Source organism: Butyricicoccus porcorum (genome assembly GCF_051246315.1).
Taxonomy (GTDB): domain Bacteria; phylum Bacillota; class Clostridia; order Oscillospirales; family Butyricicoccaceae; genus Butyricicoccus_A; species Butyricicoccus_A porcorum.
This window is the reverse complement of record NZ_CP178353.1, coordinates 1,117,489-1,134,003: the sequence shown is the minus strand read 5'-3', so window position 1 is coordinate 1,134,003 and position 16,515 is coordinate 1,117,489. Positions and strand designations below refer to the sequence as shown.

20 protein-coding genes are annotated in these 16,515 nt (G+C 55.4%); 2 read left to right on the top strand and 18 right to left on the bottom strand.

Annotated elements, in window-relative coordinates; genetic code table 11:
* Positions 1–8: 8 nt before the first annotated feature.
* The 15 genes from ACLM7Z_RS05455 to rpiA form a co-directional block, all read right to left on the bottom strand.
* Complete coding sequence (locus ACLM7Z_RS05455) at positions 9–866, bottom strand: N-acetylmuramoyl-L-alanine amidase family protein (protein ID WP_087019005.1); 858 nt, start codon at positions 864–866, stop codon at positions 9–11.
* Positions 857–1,573: a YARHG domain-containing protein gene (locus ACLM7Z_RS05450; RefSeq protein ID WP_435645664.1), complete on the bottom strand. Its 717-nt coding sequence runs from the start codon at positions 1,571–1,573 to the stop codon at positions 857–859. The genes ACLM7Z_RS05455 and ACLM7Z_RS05450 overlap by 10 nt, the downstream gene beginning before the upstream one ends.
* Positions 1,574–1,726: 153 nt before the next feature.
* Positions 1,727–2,125, bottom strand: a complete 399-nt coding sequence (gene atpC / locus ACLM7Z_RS05445) for an ATP synthase F1 subunit epsilon (protein WP_087019009.1) — start codon at positions 2,123–2,125, stop codon at positions 1,727–1,729.
* Between the two features lie 3 nt (positions 2,126–2,128).
* Positions 2,129–3,526, bottom strand: a complete 1,398-nt coding sequence (gene atpD, locus ACLM7Z_RS05440) for a F0F1 ATP synthase subunit beta (RefSeq protein ID WP_087019011.1) — start codon at positions 3,524–3,526, stop codon at positions 2,129–2,131.
* A gap of 42 nt (positions 3,527–3,568) precedes the next feature.
* Positions 3,569–4,426: an ATP synthase F1 subunit gamma gene (gene atpG, locus ACLM7Z_RS05435; RefSeq protein WP_087019013.1), complete on the bottom strand. Its 858-nt coding sequence runs from the start codon at positions 4,424–4,426 to the stop codon at positions 3,569–3,571.
* A gap of 12 nt (positions 4,427–4,438) precedes the next feature.
* Positions 4,439–5,950 (bottom strand): F0F1 ATP synthase subunit alpha, encoded by a 1,512-nt coding sequence (atpA, locus tag ACLM7Z_RS05430; protein WP_087019015.1) that lies wholly within the window; start codon positions 5,948–5,950, stop codon positions 4,439–4,441.
* Between the two features lie 20 nt (positions 5,951–5,970).
* Positions 5,971–6,510, bottom strand: coding sequence for an ATP synthase F1 subunit delta (gene atpH, locus ACLM7Z_RS05425; RefSeq protein WP_087019017.1), 540 nt, complete (start codon positions 6,508–6,510; stop codon positions 5,971–5,973).
* Positions 6,507–7,010 (bottom strand): F0F1 ATP synthase subunit B, encoded by a 504-nt coding sequence (gene atpF, locus ACLM7Z_RS05420; protein WP_087019019.1) that lies wholly within the window; start codon positions 7,008–7,010, stop codon positions 6,507–6,509. Before atpF ends, atpH begins: the two co-directional genes overlap by 4 nt.
* A gap of 52 nt (positions 7,011–7,062) precedes the next feature.
* Entirely contained in the window at positions 7,063–7,317 is a 255-nt protein-coding gene (gene atpE, locus ACLM7Z_RS05415) for an ATP synthase F0 subunit C (protein ID WP_087019021.1), read from the bottom strand.
* Between the two features lie 127 nt (positions 7,318–7,444).
* Entirely contained in the window at positions 7,445–8,182 is a 738-nt protein-coding gene (locus ACLM7Z_RS05410) for a F0F1 ATP synthase subunit A (RefSeq protein ID WP_087019023.1), read from the bottom strand.
* Positions 8,183–8,185: 3 nt separating this feature from the next.
* The gene (locus tag ACLM7Z_RS05405) at positions 8,186–8,590 is read right to left on the bottom strand and encodes an ATP synthase subunit I (RefSeq protein WP_133058274.1); all 405 of its coding nucleotides are present in this window, start codon (positions 8,588–8,590) and stop codon (positions 8,186–8,188) included.
* A gap of 33 nt (positions 8,591–8,623) precedes the next feature.
* On the bottom strand, positions 8,624–8,869 hold the full coding sequence (locus tag ACLM7Z_RS05400) for an AtpZ/AtpI family protein (RefSeq protein ID WP_435645663.1): 246 nt from the start codon (positions 8,867–8,869) through the stop codon (positions 8,624–8,626).
* Positions 8,870–9,180: 311 nt separating this feature from the next.
* Complete coding sequence (gene pyrE / locus ACLM7Z_RS05395) at positions 9,181–9,843, bottom strand: orotate phosphoribosyltransferase (RefSeq protein ID WP_087019029.1); 663 nt, start codon at positions 9,841–9,843, stop codon at positions 9,181–9,183.
* A gap of 79 nt (positions 9,844–9,922) precedes the next feature.
* Positions 9,923–10,693, bottom strand: a complete 771-nt coding sequence (locus ACLM7Z_RS05390) for a MerR family transcriptional regulator (RefSeq protein ID WP_087019031.1) — start codon at positions 10,691–10,693, stop codon at positions 9,923–9,925.
* 127 nt (positions 10,694–10,820) lie between these two features.
* Positions 10,821–11,510, bottom strand: a complete 690-nt coding sequence (rpiA, locus tag ACLM7Z_RS05385; protein ID WP_435645662.1) for a ribose 5-phosphate isomerase A — start codon at positions 11,508–11,510, stop codon at positions 10,821–10,823.
* Positions 11,511–11,703: 193 nt separating this feature from the next.
* On the opposite strand from rpiA, the gene ACLM7Z_RS05380 reads away from it, so the two are divergent.
* Positions 11,704–12,510, top strand: a complete 807-nt coding sequence (locus tag ACLM7Z_RS05380) for a diacylglycerol/lipid kinase family protein (protein WP_087019036.1) — start codon at positions 11,704–11,706, stop codon at positions 12,508–12,510.
* On the opposite strand, the gene ACLM7Z_RS05375 is transcribed toward ACLM7Z_RS05380, so the two are convergent.
* On the bottom strand, positions 12,498–12,683 hold the full coding sequence (locus ACLM7Z_RS05375; protein WP_087019038.1) for a ferredoxin: 186 nt from the start codon (positions 12,681–12,683) through the stop codon (positions 12,498–12,500). The genes ACLM7Z_RS05380 and ACLM7Z_RS05375 overlap by 13 nt on opposite strands.
* A gap of 19 nt (positions 12,684–12,702) precedes the next feature.
* A complete protein-coding gene (gene trxA / locus ACLM7Z_RS05370; RefSeq protein ID WP_087019041.1) occupies positions 12,703–13,020 on the bottom strand; it encodes a thioredoxin in 318 nt (105 codons plus the stop codon).
* Between the two features lie 258 nt (positions 13,021–13,278).
* On the opposite strand from trxA, the gene ACLM7Z_RS05365 reads away from it, so the two are divergent.
* The gene (locus ACLM7Z_RS05365) at positions 13,279–14,634 is read left to right on the top strand and encodes a sodium-dependent transporter (RefSeq protein WP_087019043.1); all 1,356 of its coding nucleotides are present in this window, start codon (positions 13,279–13,281) and stop codon (positions 14,632–14,634) included.
* Positions 14,635–15,365: 731 nt separating this feature from the next.
* Here the strand turns inward: ACLM7Z_RS05365 and ACLM7Z_RS05360 are convergent.
* Positions 15,366–16,514, bottom strand: coding sequence for a CDP-glycerol glycerophosphotransferase family protein (locus tag ACLM7Z_RS05360; protein WP_087019046.1), 1,149 nt, complete (start codon positions 16,512–16,514; stop codon positions 15,366–15,368).
* Position 16,515 lies beyond the last annotated feature (1 nt).

Sequence of the window (16,515 nt, the reverse complement as noted above, 5' to 3'; positions counted from 1 at the left end):
CTTTTCTGTTATCGTCCGCTTTCCATCCAGCGGCACACGCCGGAAACAATACCCGACGCAATCTGCTGTCGATATTCGTCCGTCGCCAGCAGGGCATCCTCCTGTGCGTTGCTCAGGAACCCCATCTCCAGCAGCACACACGGCACCTCTGACCAGTTAAAGCCGGTCAGGTCGCTGCGCTGCACCAGTCCACGGCTGCGCGCGCCAGTCGCCGCGGTCACCTCTTCGAGAATGATCTCGGCCACCCGCGCACTCGGCTGCTCGATCTCCGGTGTCCCCAGCAGGCTGCCCGCAGGCACCTGCATCGACATGCCGGAAACCGAGGAATCCTCTGAGCCATCCGCATGAATGCGGATGCACAAGTCTGCACCCGCATTGTTTGCAATCTGTGCGCGTTCGATGTTGCTGACCGTTGCTTCATTGGTCTGCCGTGTCATGACAACCTGTGCCCCGCGCTCTTCCAATCCCGCGCGCACCAGCTGTGCAACGGCGAGATTGAGTTCTTCTTCGGTCTGACTGTTGCCCGCAGCACCGCTGACATAGGCCGCCTTGGTCTCCTGCGAAAGCGGAGAAACCCGCTCCTGCCCGGTGGCGTCCGTCACGCCGTGACCGGGGTCAAGACAGATGACAATGCCCGCAAGCGGCTGCGCCTGTTCGCTGGTGTCGGATGCTTCCTCCTCCAGCGGCGGGTCAATCAGCTCACCGGTATCCTCCGCAGCTCCTGCCGCGCTGCCGGAATCCACAGTCTGTCCCGCAGAACCGGAATCCGCACTCCCTGCCGGACTCACGGCGGCTTTGCCGCAGCCATACAGACACCACAGCAGCCCTGCAAGCAGCACAGTCAGAACCCATCGTTTCAGCGCCATCCCTTGCTCTCCTCATACGCAACTATGGTGCTGATATTCGCGCGTTCTATCGAGGACAGACGTGCACGGATCGTCGATTCGGTGCAGGTGCTGTCGCGGTCATACCATGTCTTGGATGCAAAATAGGTCTGCCAGCGCGCCGTGGTAAATGCATAGCCGTGGCGCGCATAAATTTCATTGCGGATGGCCGCAACCGTGTCCTGACTCAGACCACGCAGGTCAGAGGTGGAAATATATTGTGTATCCGTCGGCCACAGGTAGCCCGAGCTGGTCACGCGCGTGTAGTAATCGTTGTCACTCGCTGCGCCGTCACCGTAATAATAATAGTTGGTGGTGACTGTTGTCGCGGCTTGCGTGCTCTCGCCGCTGCTGTCTCCGGTCTCCGTTTTCTCCTGTTCGGAAGCCGTGCTGTCCAAATTGCCGTCTGCCTTGTCCGCATCCGCTGTCTGGGTGTTGCTCTGCCCGCTCTGCTGCTGTGTCTCCCCCACCGCTGCAAGCTGTGCCTCCTGGCTGCTCCGGTTTATCAGCGTAAAGCAGATGATACATGCCACCAACACGACAGTCACGGCTGCAATTGCCGCAATGACAATCGAATTTTTTCCGTGTGCCTGACGCACCGGCTGTGCCTGTCTGGGCGTGGGGGCGCCGCAGGTCGGACAGAAATCTGCATTGTCCGGCAACAATGTGCCGCATTTATTACAGTACATACTCTCTCTCCTTTTTCCGATGTGAAGGTATAGCTATTGGTATTATAGCATGGCATGTCGTATCTGTCACGGATTTCCCGCCATATATCCGCTTTTCCGGCACAAAAACCGGCCGATATCGCGTGGATACCGACCGGTTCTGTCTGACTTTATTTACTTGCCGACATTGATTCTGGTCAATGCACGCTTGAGCTTGGCCTGCGCCAGCTCATATTCACGCTGATCCAGATGCTTCTGCATCAGTTCCTCCGCGCGCTGGCGTGCACGCTCGGCGCGGCTGATGTCAATGTCTTCCGCCCATTCAAACGTAGTCGCAACGAGATTTACCTCGTTGTTCATCACGGACAGCATGCCGCCGATGCAGGCGGCGCGGCGGGTCTCGCCATTGCTGCCGGTCACGCGGCACTCGCCCATGCCGAGCGCAGTCAGGTACGGCGTATGATGTGCCAGAATGCAGACATCGCCGTCAATCGTGCGCGCGATGACGCGCTGCGCCTCGCCGTCAAAATACAGGCCGTCAGCCGTGACAATCCTCAGATGGAATACACTCATGCGTTATTCCCCCTTCTGGGCTTTTTCAACGGCCTCCTCAATGGTACCGACAAACAGGAAAGCGGACTCCGGAATATCGTCGTGCTTGCCCTCAATGATCTCCTTAAAGCCGCGGATGGTCTCCTTCAGCGGGACATATTTGCCCTGCATGCCGGTGAACTGCTCTGCGACGGAGAACGGCTGGGACAGGAAACGCTGAATCTTACGCGCACGCGATACGGTCAGCTTGTCCTCCTCGGACAGCTCGTCCATACCCATGATGGCGATGATATCCTGAAGCTCCTTATAGCGCTGCAAAATCTTCTGTACGTCGCGCGCGACCTGATAGTGCTCCATGCCGACGACTTCCGGCGACAGGATACGGCTGGTGGAATCCAGCGGATCGACTGCCGGGAAAATGCCCTGGGACGAAATGCTTCGATCGAGGACCGTCGTCGCATCCAGATGGGTAAACGTGGTTGCCGGCGCCGGGTCGGTCAGGTCGTCCGCCGGGACATAAACCGCCTGTACCGACGTGATCGAGCCGCGCTTGGTGGATGTAATGCGCTCCTGGAGCGCGCCCATCTCGGTTGCCAGCGTCGGCTGGTAGCCAACGGCGGACGGCATACGGCCGAGCAGCGCGGATACCTCCGAGCCGGCCTGCGTGAAGCGGAAGATGTTGTCGATAAACAGAAGTACGTCCTGACCCTCGCGGTCACGGAAATATTCTGCCATCGTCAGGCCGGACAGGGCGACACGCATACGTGCTCCGGGCGGCTCGTTCATCTGGCCATAAACCAGCGCGGTCTTGTTCAGAACGCCGGACTCGGTCATTTCTCCGTACAGATCGTTGCCCTCACGGGTACGCTCGCCGACGCCTGCGAATACCGAAATACCGCCGTGCTGCTTGGCGACGTTGTTAATCAGTTCCATGATAAGGACGGTCTTGCCGACACCGGCACCGCCGAACAGGCCGATCTTACCACCCTTTGCGTACGGGCAGATCAGGTCGATGACCTTGATGCCGGTTTCGAGGATGGTGGTTGCGCCCTCCTGATCTTCATAGGACGGCGCCGGACGATGAATTTCCCAATACTCTTCTGCCTTGACCGGCTCGCCGTTGTCGATCGGCTCGCCGAGCAGGTTGAACATGCGGCCGAGCGTCACATCGCCGACCGGAACGGAAATGCTCTTGCCGGTGTCGAGCGCCTTCTCGCCGCGGACAAGGCCGTCGGTGGAGCTCATGGCGATGCAGCGCGCGGTGTTGTCGCCGATGTGCTGCGCAACCTCGGCAATCAGCTTGGTACCGTTGTGGTCAATTTCAAGTGCATTGAGAAGATTGGGAAGCTTTCCGTCTGCAAATTTTACATCCAGTACAGGGCCGATAACCTGAGCCACTGTACCAAAATTTTGCTCGTTCATGCACATATCTCCTTCTTGGTTTGGGTAAGGCAGGCGGGGAACTTAGTGCTCCGCACCGGCCACAATTTCGGTAATTTCCTGCGTAATCGCACCCTGACGGGCACGGTTATACTTCAGGCTCAGATCGTCAATCATATCGCTGGCGTTCTGGCTGGCCGCGTCCATCGCCGTGCGGCGGGCCGCCAGTTCAGATGCCCAGGACTGGCTGAGCGCACCGTAGAAAATACCGGAAATATATTCCGGAACGACCGCGTTGAACACGGCTTCCGGGTTCGGTTCATACAGCACCAGGCTCTTCAGGTCATCCTTTGCCTCGCTCTTCTCATACGGAATCGGAAGAATCCGCATCGCCGTCGCGTTCTGCGACAGCATGGAGACAAAGTTTGTATAGACAATATACAGCTCGTCAAACGCGCCCTTACAGAATTCATCTGCGAGGAAGTGTGCCGCCTCAAAGCAATTGCCGACGGTGACATCTTCGACAATGTTGTATTGCTCGGTCAGAATTTCCAGCTTCTTGCGCTGGCAGTACTCCACGGCCTTCTTGCCTACCGGCACAACACACACCGGCTTGCCGTGCGAGGCGATATGCGCCTCAAGCGCTTTGTTGATGTTGCTGTTATAGCCTCCCGCAAGGCCTCTGTCGCCCGCGATTACGATATAGCAGACCTTTTTGATCTCCTCACGCGGCTCGACGAACGGCGAGCGGAAATCGCGCTTGCCGTATGCAATGGTGCTCAGCGTCTCGTGCACGATGTTGAAATACGGCTCCGTGCGCTCAATGCGCTCCTTGGCGCGGTTGAGCTTGGAGGACGCGACGAGCTCCATCGCCTTGGTGATCTGCATGGTGCTCTGCACACTTTTGATGCGCAGCTTAATTTCCTTCATCGAGGCTCCCATGTCTCAGCCCCCTTATCTGGTCTTCAGAAAAGCGGCTTTGACTGTACCGATGGCCTCTTCCAGCTTGGATGTCGTTTCGTCACCCATGGTTCCCTTTTCGCGGATTTCTGCCAAAATATCCGGGTTTGCGTCCAGATATTCGTACAGCTCGCCTTCAAACTCGCTGATGTCGCTGACTGCGATGTCATCGAGGAAATTCTTCGTAACGGCGTAAATGATTGCGACCTGATTTTCAACGGCAATCGGGCAGCTGCGATTCTGCTTGAGCACCTCTACGATGCGTTCGCCCTGTGCCAGACGGCGCTTGGTGTCGGCGTCCAGATCGGAGCCGAACTGTGCGAACGACTGCAGCTCGCGGTACTGCGAATATGCCAGCTTCAGCGTGCCGGCAACCTTCTTCATCGCCTTGATCTGTGCGTCGCCACCGACTCGGCTGACCGAAATACCCGGGTTTACTGCCGGCATGATGCCGGAATGGAACAGCTCGGTCTCAAGGAAGATCTGGCCGTCGGTGATAGAAATGACGTTGGTCGGAATGTAGGCCGAAACGTCGCCCGCCTGCGTCTCGATGATCGGCAGCGCGGTCAGAGAGCCGCCGCCGTATTCCGGAGCCAGACGCGCTGCGCGTTCGAGCAGTCTGGAGTGCAGATAGAATACGTCGCCCGGATACGCCTCACGTCCTGGCGGTCTGCGGATCAGCAGAGACAGTGCGCGGTAAGCGACTGCGTGCTTGGACAGATCGTCATATACGACCAGGACATCCTTACCCTTATTCATGAAATATTCGCCCATAGCGCAGCCGGAATACGGCGCGATATACTGGAGCGGAGACAGCTCGCTGGCTGTCGCGGTGACGACGATGGTGTAATCCATCGCGCCTGCCTTGGTCAGCTCTTCTACCAGCGTTGCAACGGTAGAGTTCTTCTGGCCGATGGCGACATAGATGCAGATGACATCTTTGCCCTTCTGGTTGATGATGGTATCGGTTGCCAGGACGGTTTTACCGGTCTGGCGGTCGCCGATGATAAGCTCACGCTGACCGCGACCGATCGGGATCATGGAGTCGATTGCCTTGATGCCCGTCTGGAGCGGCACGTTTACCTTCTGGCGCTCGATGATGCCCGGAGCCGGAGATTCGATCGGGCGGTTTTCGGTCGCCTCGATCGGGCCCTTGCCGTCGACCGGCTGGCCCAGTGCATTGACAACGCGTCCGATCAGTGCCTCACCGACCGGGACGGAAACTACTTTGCCGGTACGCTTTACGATATCGCCCTCACGAACCCCTTTGTCGGAACCCAGCATTACGATGGATACCGAATTTTCTTCCAGGTTCAGAGCCATGCCGTATTCGCCGTTGGCAAACTCAACCAGTTCGTTTGCCATACATTTTTCCAGACCGGATGCACGCGCGATGCCGTCGCCGATCAGGATGATGCGGCCGGTTTCGCTCTGCTCGATCTTGGTATCATAATTCTTTATCTGTGCCTTAATGACACTGCTGATTTCTTCAGGACGTAACTGCATAGTCTCACCAACTTTCTGCTTTATGCGATCGTGTGCAGCAGACGGCTGCGGATCGCATCCAGTTTATTCTTAACGGTGCCGTCCATCTGAAGCCCCTCCATTTGCAGGCGGATGCCGCCGATGACAGCCGGATCGACCTTTTTCTCCAGATGGATGGTCTTACCGGTCACCTGGCTGAGCTTTTCCACCAGCTGAGCTTCCTGTTTTGCACCGAGCGCGACGGCGGAAACCACCGTCACGGTTTCAATCCCGTTTTCCCAGTTATATTCATTGCGGAACTGTCTGGCCGTGTCGATAAACTCGTGTGCCGTGCCGTTTTCCGCGATGATCTTGAGGAAATTGAGCAGATAAATATGGATCTTCCCGCCGAAGGTCTCATCGACGATGGAAACGCGCTCTTCCTTCGTGAGGTTGGGCGTGTTCATCAGTGTCAGAAACTGCGGGTTCTCCTCGAAAGCCTGCCGAAGGGTGGTTATTTCGTCGAGCATCTGCTCTACGCTTTCACATTCGACTGCCAGATCGTACAGCGTTTTGCCGTATGCTTTTGCAATCTCTGTCATGAAGCCTCACCTACACCCTTGATAAACTCCGAGATCAGCGCTTCGTGATCCTTTGCATCGATCTCACGCTCGACGACCTTGGAGGCAATATCGACGGCAATGCCCGAAATCTCATTTTTGAGCTCGTTCATGGCTTTCTTCTTTTCCTGCTCGATCTGTGCGTCCGCCTTCTCCATCAGGCGGGAAGCCTGGGACTGGGCATCACGGACAATTTCCTCACCGTGAAGCTGCGCCTTGCGGGTCGCGCTCTTGACGATATCGGAAGCCTCCGCCTTTGCGTCGGCGATACGCTTCTCATATTCGTCGCGCAGCGCCTCAGCCTGGGTCTGTGCGGCCTCGGCATCGGCGTAGCTCTTGTCGATCTCCGCCTGGCGGGCGTTCAGGACATTCTGCACGGGCTTGAAAAGAAAGTGTTTGAGCAGCAGGAACAACAGCAGAAGGTTAATCAGCTGTGTAATGATTTCCCACGGGACAATGGAAACTAGATCTAATGTACCCAAATTCGTTCTCCTTTCTCAAAAAATGATTCCGCCTGCGCGGAAATCCCGGCAATTACAGCTTGCCGAGGAAAGGATTGACGAACATCAGGATCAGCGCAACAATCAGGCCATACAGACCGGTGGTCTCTGCCAGTGCACAGCCGAGGATCAGGGTGCTGGTAACCGGGCCCTTTGCTTCCGGCTGACGTCCGATTGCTTCACAGGCCTTGCCTGCTGCATAGCCTTCACCAATACCAGGGCCAACGCCCGCGATCATTGCAAGACCGGCGCCGATTGCAGATGCTGCAAGTACGATTGCTCTTTCCATAATATTTTCCTCCTGAAATTATCTGAATGTTGAATCTCCAAGAAACGGTTTGCCGTCATGCGGCATATGGTTCTCTCCACACATTGCCGCATGCCGCAAAAGCATGTTGAAACGGTGTGTGTGCTCCTCATTCGTCCGATGCAGCGGATGCAACGAACTGCATAGTCAGCATACAGAAGATGTATGGCTGAACGCAGCCGGAGAAGCAGGTAAAATAAACGTTGAGCACAGCGGGAATACCGATTTGCAGAATCGGTATTGCGCTCAGGGATCCTGGCAGCCAGAACAGGACTGCCTTGCTCACCGCGCCGAGTGCCGCATACAGCAGCAGGCCGATGACGTAGCCGGATACGATGTTTGCGAAGTGACGCAGAGCCATGGACACCGGCGTTGCAATCTCACTGATGATGTTCATCGGTGTCATGACAAAAATCGGTTCCGTAAAGCTCTTCAGGTAGCCGCCAAACCCCTTTGTCTTGATTTTGTAGTATGTGATGAGGACAAAGACCACAATACTCCATGCGAGAAACGTGTTCAGGTCATTGGTCGGCGAATATGCACCGGTCAGGCTCATGAACGAGCTGACAACCGACATACTCAGGATTGCGGCAATGAACGGAACAAAATCGTCCCAGCCTTCACCCATGCTGCCTCTGACCAGATTCTGCGCCATCTGAACAGCCATCTCGGCGACCGTCTGGCGTTTGGTCGTTGCATGAACCTTCAGCCCGCGGGTCAGCCAGATACACACGCCCACGATGATAATCATTGCAATCCAGGCATTGACGACAGTCTGCGTCACCGGATAGTTGATCCCGGGAATCGTATAGTATATTTTGGCACCAGCGATGGATATATTATCCATGAATCATTCTTCCTCCTTTCTGCGAAAGATAGGCAGGGTTTTGGCGTAAATGATGAGTTTTGGAAAAAACAGCGGAAGCACAACCGCAACCCAGTTGAAATAGGGCAGCTTGATGCCCACAATCACGACTACCGCCAGCAGGAGCAGCCGTCTGGTATGCGAATTCTGAATGACCAGCTTGGCTTCCTCCGGGGTATCCCGCTGCACCGACTTCTGGACTGCAAGCGCCATCAGGAAAAACTCCAGAATAGCAAACCCGCCGCCCAGCAGGGTTCCAAGCAAAACTGTGTAGTCAAACTTGCCGATAACCGCAAAAAAAATCACCATGATGACGCTCATGACGGTAACACCGATGGCGATATCCCTGCTCTCGTGTTTGACTGCCGGTTCAATCTTGATATTCCTCACCACCAATCACGTTAAAATTCACCTGCGCCGGGCTCATTCCCTGTGCTGTTTCTCTCCGCGCCGTTCAATCATCTTCCACGTCCGCCAGACGTTGACTGCCGCGCCGCCCATGCCGAGCAGCAGCGCAATGACCATGATCCACAGTCCGAGATTCAGCCGGTTCCGAAGCCAGTCCGCCGCATACAGGCAAAGCAGAGGCGGCACAACCACAGAGAGTCCGAGCTGTGTCAGAAGCGCAAGATTCTCCGCACATTCCCGCAGGATCTGATGCTTATCCACCCTGTCCTCACAATCCTTTCCGAAACATGCGCAAAATTTACTCTTCTTCAGGCTGCCTTCATTATATCAACTCATAACCAAAAGTTCAACCGTCTTTTGTACATTTTAGTGTGCACGCGCCCGTCCGTCTGTGAAATTTTTACCAATCTGTACAACTTTCTCCGGCGTTTTGTGCCAGAGAGTGACACATTCTGATGTATTTGATTTTCTGTCTCCTCCCCAATTGTACCCCTCCCCCCGGAAAAGTATGCAAAAGATTACCAAAAAGCGCCGCTCCGGCGGAAACCCGGAGCGGCGCAGGCGCTTGTGAATTAGAAAACACAGTATTTTTCCATATAAGATTCCATCAGCGGGAGGATGGAGGCGTATTCTGCCTGTCCCTGTAAATATTCGTGGATGTCGCGGACATCGATGAGGGAATGCACACGGATGCCAAATTCCTCGCCGACCTCCATGACAGCGGTCTTGCCCGGGGTCTGTCCGACCTCACAACGGTTGACCGAAATAAACATATCCGTCACCTTGACATCGGCCGCGCCGTACAGCACCGGAAGCGTCTCACGGATTGCCGTGCCCGCCGTAATGACGTCCTCAATGATGACAATGCGGTCGCCGTCCGCCGGCTTGTAGCCGACCAGGCTGCCGCCCTCGCCGTGGTCCTTCGCTTCCTTGCGGTTGAAGAAGAACGGCTTGTCAATGCCATAGGTGCGCGCCAGCGCGCCTGCAACCGAGGTCGCCAGCGGGATACCCTTGTATGCCGGGCCGAACATCGCGTCAAAATCTTCCCCGATGGTCTCCTTTACCATAGCGGCATAGAACTCGCCCAGTTTGGACGACTGCAAACCGGTCTTGTAGTTGCCCGTGTTCACAAAATACGGCGTGTTGCGTCCGCTTTTGGTGACAAAGTCGCCGAAACGCAGCACATCCGCGCTCATCATAAATTCAATAAATTCCTTTTTTGCCGGTGTCAGCATGGAAATCAGTCCTTCCTGATTGATGTTGCTTCCAGTATATCAGAAATCCATGGGCAGGACAAGAAAAACCGGCTTACAGTCACTCAAATGCCCCGATTTGATACAGCATGCCCCCTACTGCTACGGCAATGACAGCCAACAGTACCGCACCAAAGGCAAGCAGGCCGCCGATCCTCGCCGGTCTTCTTTCACGTGAGAACAGGATTTTCACCAGGCTGTACAGCATATAGCCCGCGGAAACAATCGCAAATGCTTCCAGCATCAGAAGTGCATTCTTGAACCCGCCCCGAAGCCCGTCTTTCGGCAGGATATAAAATGTATACAAAAACCAGTTCAGCAGCACGTAAAAACCAAACGACACAATCGCGCCCTTGGTATAGGAGCCTTGAATGGAAAATATGCCCCATGTCTTTTCAAAATAATTCTTCTGGTAGTCCTCCAGAATATCCCCCATCACATCACGGAACTTCTTGCCTTGCTGTTCGCGCTGCCGGATCAGTTCATCATATGTATCCACGGAAAGTGTCTCTATGCTTTCCTCCCGCTCCTGCATGATATCACACAGCTCCAGTGAGCCCTGCAATTGTTCCAGCCGTTCCTGTAACGCCTGTTTTGTCTGCTGTACCGCATCCTGTAAAGCCAGTTCACCATTCAATATCGCCTGAATATCCTCGATGGACATATCCAGCCGCCGGAGCAGGATAATCTTCCGCAGGGTCTCCACATCCTCCTCGGAATAATCGCGGTAGTTGTTGCCCTGCCGTTCCGGATGTACAAGGCCCTTGCTCTCATAAAACCGGATATTCGCACGGGCAAGCCCGGTTCTTTCCTCAATCTCCTTGATTTTCATGGCTGTCTCCCTCCTTCCTTTCCCTATCTTACACGTTCAAGCTGGTTTACAGTCAAGCCTTTTCTCCAAATTCCCGGTAAAAAACAGCCGGCAGGGAATCCCACCGGCTGTCAAACGCAATATAGACTTATCTGTTCGGGTTCTGGATGGTCTGGATGCCGTCCGGGCCTGCGGAAATGATGATATCCGTGCGGTTCAGGAAGAAGCCGGTCTCCAGTACGCCGAGGGTACCCTTGAGGAATGCTTCCATTGCGGCATAATCCTTGCCGAACTTGGAGTTGGTGTACTTGGTGTCGAGGATGTAGTTGTGGTTGTTGGTCTCGTAGATCGAGCCATCCTTGTTCATGCGGAGCACCGGCTCAAAGCCTGCCTCCTCCATCTTCTTGACAACATGCTTGTAGCCGAACGGCAGAACCTCTACCGGCAGGCCGAAGTCGCCGATCTCGTCAACCAGCTTGGCGCTGTGGCAGACCCAGATGTTGTACTTTGCGCTGGATGCGACAATCTTCTCACGGAACAGCGCGCCGCCGCCGCCCTTGATGCCGTTGAACTGCGGGTCAACTTCGTCAACACCGTCGATGCAGATATCCAGCACCGGTGCGTCGTTGGTGTCCAGCAGCTCGATGCCGAGGCTCTTTGCCTGCTCCGTGGATGCATCAGACGTGGAAACGCACTTGATGTTCAAGCCTTCCTCTTTGACGCGCTGACCGAGCTTTTCAATCAGATAATATGCCGTAGAACCGGTGCCGATGCCGACCAGCATGCCGTCCTTGACATATTTTGCAGCTTCGTAGCCTGCCATCTGCTTTTCATTCATTTCGCTCACCTCATAAACATTCAATAATTTGTCAAACCAATTCCTGCTTGATTTCTCTTTTCCTATTGTAATACACGCGGCTGCCGGAGTGCAATAGATTTCCTGCTTTTTCTTACACAGAAAAACAACACACTTACCCATTTTTGTGTTATACTGTAACCACAGAGGAGCGCATGAGAGGGGAGGTATCCGCATGGAGCATATTTTTCTGTTATGTGCGGCAAAGCCGCACAGGCAGGCAGACAGCCGACTGGTTGCGCGCATCCGCACAGCAGCCGCGCAAACCGGTGCGCTGTGTCTGATCCGCGAATGCCGCAGGCCGGGCGACATTGCATCCGTCATCTGCCGCGATGCGGCGCGCGGCGGCGCCATGCGGTTTTATGTATGCGGCAGCGACGCAGACCTGTGCGCCGCTGCGCGTGTTGCCTCCGGCTTTTCCAACGCGGAAATCGGCATTATTCCGGATGCACGGGGCTGTGACTTCGCGCACAGCTATCCACATGCCGATTTTTCCAGCCCGCTGGCACAGCTGCGTGCCACGCCGCGGGCTGTCGATATGATCGACTGCAACGGGCAGCGCTTCCTCAGCTCAGTGCGCATCTGTTCGCCCGGCACCCTCAGCCGTGCCGGAGGGCAGCTCTCCCCGCCGGTATCGCTCGCCGCCGCCTGTGATGACGGGTCCTTGCTGACCGGAGCCTTTGTGGTTGCCGCAGTCGGCAACAGCGCCCATTCCGGCAGGAAAACCCTCTTCCGGTACGCCGACCCATCTGACGGACAGCTTGACCTCACGTTGCAGCGCAGCCTTCCGCCGCGCGGTACGGCGGCATTCATCCGCAAGCAATTCCGCCGCCTCACACTGATTCCACATCAACCGCTGTATGTCTGCGGCGACGGACAAAACTTCCGTGCGCTGCGCCTGTCGTTTACCGCAGTGCCCGGCTGTGTGCGTTTCCTGATCCCGGCGGCGCGGACGCATCACCTTCCGATTCAGCTCACATGAATGACCAGAACCGGACAGCCTTCTGCGGCTGCCTGTACGTCCTGCTCTTCCGCCGCATCCGGCTGGCGGATGACCTGTGCCAGTCCGTCTGACGCCATTTCAAACACCGACGGACAGGTTCCGGCACACTGGCCGCAGGCAATACAGCCCGCTCTGTCAATTTCTACCTTCATAACCAGACCCCTCCTCTCATCAAATCTGATCCAGCATGCGCAGGATGGCTTCCTTGCTGTGCACGCCGGTCACGGACGCCGCAGGTTTTCCGCTGCGGAACAGCATCACGGTCGGAATTGAGCTGATGTGGTACAGGCTCGCCAGCTGCGGGTCATGATCAACATTGATTTTACACACCCGCACCGCGTCGGTTTCCGCTGCAATTTCCTCCACAACCGGCTCCAGCTTGCGGCATGGGCCGCACCAGTCCGCCCAGAAATCCACCAGTACCGGTTTTTCGGCGCGCAGCACCTGCTCCTGAAAGCTGTCTGTTGTCACGGCAATCGGCTGATTCATCGCCATTCCTCCTCCGCCCGCCATCCGGCGGGCGGTTTTAGTTTTCCCGTTTTTGCACATGCTATCCATTCGCCCGCCGCAGCACAGGCTTTTTTTCGTTTTTCGCACATTTTCTGTTCCACAAACGCACACCTGTGGTATAATAGACCAAACCCATGCCCAATGCGCCCAGATCTGAGGCAAACCCTGGGGCATGTGAGGAATTTTTACCGCATGGCACACGCCATGCGTACATGAAATTTAGGAGGGAATTTTTTCATGAGTAAAAAACGCAGCAGCTTTTCCAGCCGCATCGGCTTTGTCCTGGCCGCGGCGGGATCTGCCGTCGGTCTCGGCAACCTGTGGCGGTTTCCGTATCTGGCAGCCAAATATGGCGGCGGTACGTTCCTCGTCATTTATCTGATTCTCGTGCTCACCTTCGGCTATTCGCTGATGACGGCAGAGATCACTCTGGGACGCAAAACCCGTCTGAGCGCAGTCGGCGCCTATGGCAAAATCGACAAGCGGTTTAATTTCATCGGCCTGTTGTCCTGCCTCGTGCCGATTATCATCATTCCGTATTACTGCGTCATCGGCGGCTGGATTCTCAAATACCTCGGCGTATTTGTGACAGACGGTGCGAAAACCACAGCGGCAGACAGCTATTTTACCGATTTTATCACCAGCCCGCTTCAGCCTTACGTGCTGATGGTCATCTTCCTGACCATTACGGCAGTGATTGTCTCGTTCGGCGTCAAGCGCGGCGTTGAAAACGCCAGCCGCATCATGATGCCGCTGCTGATCGCGCTCTCTATCGCCATCTCGATTTATTCCATGACCCGTCCGGGCGCATGGGAAGGTGTAAAATATTACCTCACCCCGCATTTCTCCGATGTTTCGCTGAACACACTGCTCGGCGCACTCGGCCAGATGTTTTTCTCCATGTCGCTCGCCATGGGCATTATGATTACCTATGGCTCGTACATGATGGATGATACCGACATTGAAAAGTCGGTCTCTCAGATTGAAATTTTTGACACCGGCATTGCATTCCTTGCCGGCCTGATGATCGTCCCGTCTGTCTTCGCCTTTTCCGGCGGCGACGAGGAGGCACTCAACGCAGGTTCCGGCCTGATGTTCGTCACCATGCCGAAGGTATTCGCAAGCATGGGCTTCGGCACTGTCATCGGCATTGCGTTTTTCGTGCTGGTCTTCTTCGCAGCACTGACGTCGAGCATCTCGCTGTATGAAACCGTCGTCTCGATTTTCTGCGACAAGTTCCATATTTCGCGCAAGCTGTCCTGTGTCGTCACCTATGTCATCTGCCTTGTGCTGGGATTCTTCAGCGCACTGGGCTACGGCACACTGTCGGGCATTGCACCGCTCGGCATGAGCTTCCTCGATTTCTTCGATTTCATTTCCAACAGCATTTTGATGCCGACTGTCGCCTTGCTGACCTGCCTCTTCCTCGGCTGGATTGTGGGACTGGACACGATTTTGGATGAGGTCAAGAAAAATTCGTCCTTCAAGCGCGAGAAGATGTTCCGCGTCATGATGCGCTGGATTGCGCCGATTTTCCTCATTGCAATCCTCATCAGCTCGGTACTCAGCGCGCTCGGCATCATCAGTATCTGACCCCATTTCAGACAGTACAAAAGCCGCTCCGGAAAACCCGAAGCGGCTTTTTGCATATCCTGCCGTGTGTACCCGTTTTGCTCACACGGCGCAGCACCGGACGAATGACGGGGATGGATCCTACGATCCGCATCCGCCCGGCGCGCCCGTGCGAGGAAAACAAAAAAACTGCCGTGCAGGGCTGTGAATGCACGGGGAGCACGCTTCACAGAAACACCCATAAGCAGTAGTCTATGCAGACGGCAGTCTGTATATTCCAAATGCATTGCGGAGCCGTCGCACTGCGCAAAGCGCTACAGGTTTTGCTGTCGGTACAGGCGGTCAGCTTTTCGATAAAAGGGGAGAATGCCCCTAAAAACGCTTGTATCCGGCAGAAAAAAGAGCTACAGGTTTTCCGGCGGCACAAGCGGTCAGCTTTTCGATCAAGGGGAGAGTGCCCCTAAAAATGCTTGTATCCGGCGGGAAAATAGCCTATAATAAGTGTGCGGTGCGGATGATCCGCTGTGTATGGTGTCGTAGTCACCTGCGCAGGCTGTGGGAAGGTTCCAGCTTTCCACAGCTGCCGCATCTTTTTGTTTCCTCATGCCTATTATACATAATCCGGCAGGGAAATGCAAATCTTTTTCACAGCCGCACAAAAGCCGCTTCGGAAAACCCGAAGCGGCTTTTTTCTGTCATTGCCGGAGCGCCAATGCCTCCCTCCGATGAGGCAGGCTGTCTGTCTGTATGATTTACGGGTTTCCCTTCACCCGCTCCAGAATCCAGTCGGCACAGCGGGCAGATGCCTTTCCGTCCACACAGAAGCCCATCTTTTCAAAAAATGCCGCGCAGTCGCGCTGATACTCTGCCTCATCAAATGCCGCAATGTGCTGCATCATTTCCTCATTGGATTTCGCCAGCGGGAACGGTGTGTCATCAATCGGAAAATAGAAATTCCGGTCGTTTTTATAGGCGTCAATATCGGTCGCAAACTGGAAGCACGGACGGCGTGTCAGCGCAAAGTCGAACATCAGCGACGAATAGTCCGTAATCACCGCGTCGCAGGCGGACAACAGAAGCTGCATGTCGTCAAATGCCGTCGCGTCAAAGGTCGTCTTATTATCAAAATGAAGGTCTTTTGCACGCTGCATCACATGCGGGTGCAGGCGCACAAGCGCAATCCATTTTCCGCCGAACCGTTTTTCACAGGCGGCACAGACCGCATGATAATCCAGACTGTATGCATCCAGCGAGCCGTCCGCACGAAAGGTCGGTGCATACATGACCAGATTGCTGCCCTCCGGCAGGTGCAGCGCACGACAGACCTTCTCCTTTGCATCCTTCGGCGGATGCACGAGGATGTCATTGCGCGGTGAGCCGTACTGCTCAACCGGGCCGTCATACCAGAACGATTGCTGATAAATTTTCGTCATGAAGGTACTGTCGGAAATAATCGCATCAATCTGCCGGGAATCACGCTGCGCATAAGCCGCATAGGTCGCATCTTCCTTGCTCAGCGTGTCCGCTACATCGCGCTCAATGCGCTTGAGCGCAAAGCCATGCCAGGTCTGCATATAATACTGCCCGGCTTTCTTGTGACGCGCACCCTTGCGGCAGTTATCCACCCAGACACGCGCCGTGCACAGCTCCCGGATCGCCGCCATGGTGTCATATCTGACCACGCGCACGCCGGACGGCGTGCCTGCTTTTTCCGGGTCATTTGCCAGCCAGACGAGGTCGAGGTCTTCATCCCGCTTGAGCAGCTCATCGGCAACTGCCTTCGGATTGTCCGAATAGCCGCGGCCATAATAGCTGGTGAATACAATTTTATTTTTCTTTACCGGCAGGACGCTGCCCAGCGTCCATGCCAACCCCTTTTGGAGCTTCTTTCCTATGGACATG

Bases quoted from the DNA above. Each gene is read 5' to 3' on its own strand.
- ACLM7Z_RS05455 (WP_087019005.1), bottom strand. From the start codon at position 866: ATGGCGCTGAAACGATGGGTTCTGACTGTGCTGCTTGCAGGGCTGCTG.
- ACLM7Z_RS05450 (WP_435645664.1), bottom strand. From the start codon at position 1,573: ATGTACTGTAATAAATGCGGCACATTGTTGCCGGACAATGCAGATTTC.
- atpC (WP_087019009.1), bottom strand. From the start codon at position 2,125: ATGAGTGTATTCCATCTGAGGATTGTCACGGCTGACGGCCTGTATTTT.
- atpD (WP_087019011.1), bottom strand. From the start codon at position 3,526: ATGAACGAGCAAAATTTTGGTACAGTGGCTCAGGTTATCGGCCCTGTA.
- atpG (WP_087019013.1), bottom strand. From the start codon at position 4,426: ATGGGAGCCTCGATGAAGGAAATTAAGCTGCGCATCAAAAGTGTGCAG.
- atpA (WP_087019015.1), bottom strand. From the start codon at position 5,950: ATGCAGTTACGTCCTGAAGAAATCAGCAGTGTCATTAAGGCACAGATA.
- atpH (WP_087019017.1), bottom strand. From the start codon at position 6,510: ATGACAGAGATTGCAAAAGCATACGGCAAAACGCTGTACGATCTGGCA.
- atpE (WP_087019021.1), bottom strand. From the start codon at position 7,317: ATGGAAAGAGCAATCGTACTTGCAGCATCTGCAATCGGCGCCGGTCTT.
- ACLM7Z_RS05410 (WP_087019023.1), bottom strand. From the start codon at position 8,182: ATGGATAATATATCCATCGCTGGTGCCAAAATATACTATACGATTCCC.
- pyrE (WP_087019029.1), bottom strand. From the start codon at position 9,843: ATGCTGACACCGGCAAAAAAGGAATTTATTGAATTTATGATGAGCGCG.
- ACLM7Z_RS05390 (WP_087019031.1), bottom strand. From the start codon at position 10,693: ATGAAAATCAAGGAGATTGAGGAAAGAACCGGGCTTGCCCGTGCGAAT.
- rpiA (WP_435645662.1), bottom strand. From the start codon at position 11,510: ATGAATGAAAAGCAGATGGCAGGCTACGAAGCTGCAAAATATGTCAAG.
- ACLM7Z_RS05380 (WP_087019036.1), top strand. From the start codon at position 11,704: ATGGAGCATATTTTTCTGTTATGTGCGGCAAAGCCGCACAGGCAGGCA.
- ACLM7Z_RS05375 (WP_087019038.1), bottom strand. From the start codon at position 12,683: ATGAAGGTAGAAATTGACAGAGCGGGCTGTATTGCCTGCGGCCAGTGT.
- trxA (WP_087019041.1), bottom strand. From the start codon at position 13,020: ATGAATCAGCCGATTGCCGTGACAACAGACAGCTTTCAGGAGCAGGTG.
- ACLM7Z_RS05365 (WP_087019043.1), top strand. From the start codon at position 13,279: ATGAGTAAAAAACGCAGCAGCTTTTCCAGCCGCATCGGCTTTGTCCTG.
- ACLM7Z_RS05360 (WP_087019046.1), bottom strand. From the start codon at position 16,514: ATGTCCATAGGAAAGAAGCTCCAAAAGGGGTTGGCATGGACGCTGGGC.